The organism is Marinifaba aquimaris (assembly GCF_013328345.1).
Classification (GTDB): Bacteria; Pseudomonadota; Gammaproteobacteria; order Enterobacterales; family Alteromonadaceae; genus Marinifaba; species Marinifaba aquimaris.
Window position 1 is genome coordinate 14,694 of the sequence record NZ_JABULX010000013.1, and the last position, 3,210, is coordinate 17,903.

Annotated in this window: 2 protein-coding genes; one reads left to right on the forward strand and one right to left on the reverse strand. The window is 39.1% G+C overall.

Annotated elements, in window-relative coordinates; genetic code table 11:
• The first annotated feature begins 52 nt into the window (after window positions 1–52).
• The gene (pepF, locus tag HR060_RS09880; RefSeq protein WP_174200133.1) at window positions 53–1,954 is read left to right on the forward strand and encodes an oligoendopeptidase F; all 1,902 of its coding nucleotides are present in this window, start codon (window positions 53–55) and stop codon (window positions 1,952–1,954) included.
• A 77-nt stretch (window positions 1,955–2,031) separates the two neighbouring features.
• On the opposite strand, the gene HR060_RS09885 is transcribed toward pepF, so the two are convergent.
• A complete protein-coding gene (locus tag HR060_RS09885; protein ID WP_174200134.1) occupies window positions 2,032–2,730 on the reverse strand; it encodes a 4'-phosphopantetheinyl transferase family protein in 699 nt (232 codons plus the stop codon).
• Between the last annotated feature and the right edge of the window lie 480 nt (window positions 2,731–3,210).

The window sequence follows — 3,210 nt, forward strand, 5'->3', positions numbered from 1 at the left end:
TTACTCAACCTACTTGATTAGGTGGCGAGTTAACAATCCAGAAGAGAATACAATGACAATACGAAACTTTAAATTAAAAGCGTCTGCATTATTGTGTGCCAGTGCACTAAGCTTTGCTGCTTTTGCAGCACCTGTTCAAGCTGAAACTACAAGTAACAAACAAGTTGATGAGCAGCACATTTGGGATCTAACGGACTTTTACCCAAACAAGCAAGCTTGGGAAGATGAGCTAAAACGCTTACGCAGCGAAATTGATTCAATCGATGCGTACAAGGGCAAGCTTGGTAAAAGTGCTAAAACGCTGTTAGCTGCACTCGATGCAAAATCGACCTACACAAAAGAAGTGATGCGCGTTTGGACGTATGCATCAAATATGCGTAACACCAATTTAGGTGATGCGACTGGTCAAGAGATGGTTGGTCGCTTACAAGCTCTTTTTCAAGATGCCAGTGCAAAAGCAAGTTTCATGTCACCTGAGATTGTGGCTATTGGCCAAAAGCGCATTGAAAAGTTTATCAAAAGTGAACCAGGCTTAGAAAAGCACGCTTTTTATTTACGCAATGTGATTCGCAAAGGCGCACATGTTTTATCTCCTGAAACTGAAAAAGTACTATCTATGATGGGTACTGCACTTTCTGCTTCACAAAATGCACGTGACTTTTTAGCTAATGCTGAAATTGAGTGGCCACGCATTACTTTAAGCGATGGTACAGAAGCACACTTAACAAACGCTGGTTACTCATTGCACAGAGCTGCGGCTAATCGCGACGATCGCGTTGCGGTATTTGATGCGTTTTGGGGCACATATAAAGACTTCGAAAGTACATTAGGTGCAACACTTAATGGTGAAGTTCAAGCAAACGTTGCTATGGGTAAAGCCCGCAAATATGACAACACGCTACAATATTTCTTGTCAGGCGATAATATTCCTGAAGAGGTTTATCGCACCTTAGTTAAAGTAACGAATGAAAGAATTGATGTATTACACCGTTACTTTGAATTACGCGCTCGTATGTTGGGTGTCGACGATTTAGGTTATCACGATATTTACCCTGATTTAGTCGAAACAGACCTTACTTTCCCTATTGATAAAACGCGTGAATACATGTTGGCGTCTTTAGATATCATGGGTCAAGACTACAAAGACAAATTCGCTAAAGCGTCGGTTGATCGCTGGATGCACGTATACCCTCAACCAGGTAAGCGTTCTGGTGCTTATATGTCGGGCAGTGCTTATGATGTGCATCCACTGGTTTTATTAAACCATTTAGACAATTACAACAGTGCTTCAACTTATGCTCATGAGTGGGGACACGCACTTCACCAAGTGCTGACTAACGAAAACCAACCATACGAGTTATCGGGTTTTTCTATTTTTACCACTGAAATCGCAGCAATTGCCAAAGAAATTATCTTACAAGAGCACTTGTTAGAACAGGCAAAAACCGAAGAAGAAAAGCTATTTTATTTAGGTTACGCATTAGAGCAAATGCGCGGTACTTTCTTCCGTCAGGTCATGTTCTCTGAGTTTGAATTAGCAACGCATGAAGCTGTTGAGCGAGGTGAAGCATTAACGGGTGCTCGCATGACTCAAATCTACGGTGAGATCTTAAAGCGTTATCACGGTCATGATAAAGGTGTGATGAAAATAGAAGAAAGAGATATGATTGAATGGGCTTACATTCCTCATTTCTACTATAACTTCTATGTTTATCAGTATGCGACTTCAATTGCAGGTGCTGCCTATTTTGTTGATCAGTTAAAAACGGGTGGTGATGAAGCGCGTGAAACTTACCTTAATTTCTTAAAAGCTGGTGGTTCAGATTATCCTGTTGAAATCTTAAAAGATGCAGGCTTGGATATGACAAGCGCAGCACCATACAATTCTGTTATTAATCGTATGGATGCCGTAATGGATGAAATCGAAGCGATTCTAAACAAACGTGAAAAATAAACGCTGATTATTAATGCGTGTTAATTTAAAAGCCACATCCGTTGATGTGGCTTTTTTGTATCTATCAACGATTGCTTTTAGCGAACAATCAGCCAAGTGGTTACATTGTCAGTTCGGTAGTGACAGGTTATTTGATATTGGGTTCCTTTTTTTATCTCTGAAGTCAAAGATTGCAGCAAGATTAAAGTGACGGTATTGCTGTCAATACTTACTACTTGGGCATTTAAAAAATCAAAGTAGCGATTGACGCTTGGAAATAGGGCTTTAAATAAACTTTCTTTAGCTGAAAATACACAGGTGAGCAGTTCAGTAAAAGGAATTGATGATTGTTTGATTAATTTCTTTTCCTCTTCGTTAATAATAAGGTCTGTCATTTCTTCAGCTTGCTCATCATTGACATAGCTTTCTATATCGACACCTATTCCCCTTACGGTCGAACTATCTGTAATAACGCATATTGCACAACTTTCGTTGTGAGTGATAGAACCCTTAATGCCTTCAGGCCAGAGTGGCTCTCGCTGCTCACCAATATTGATTTGATGGTTGATGACCCCTAATTTTTTCAGGGCCAATTGGGCACAATATCGTCCGGCCAAAAACTCTGCTTTGCGCTTGGTTACCGCGTTAGATAGCGATAAAGGTTGGCTGATTACTAATTGCTGAAAAAAAGAGTCTTGGTAGTGTGCAGGGTTAAATTGACAGGTAAAAGCAATCGTATCATTCGCTATTTTCTGGTAGGGCTCTGTACTATGAATATAATCCGTTAATTGAAACATAAAATCCGCTTGGTAATGTATTCTCACTGTGCAAACTTAGCTTCTAGTTGAGTCTTAAGTTTGAATAAGTGTCTGCATCTTGTATGCAAGGGTATCAAATTTACGCCGCTTAATCGTAAAGCTTGTTAAGCTAAATATTGATTTTTTCTAAACCACTTGTAGCTGATTCATCAGTACTAAAATCGGCGCTGCAAGGTAGTGAATTTCAATTTTGCTGAAGTCTAACACTGTCCTATTAGTAACCCCTTTTTATATCTGTTTTTGCACTCTTCATCTTTTCATTAATTGAAAAAAGATATCTGCCAGAGCGCACTGATTTTAAGCGAAAAAAGAGAGCTTTTTAGTCTAGTTTTGTGAAATAAGACTCAGGTTATCAAAAAACATTCTGATAGAATAAGCCCAAAGTCACATATAAATCGTTGATTTGTATATGGATAAAATAATAAAAACCTAGGGTTCAAGGGTAGTAAGGAGACTTTG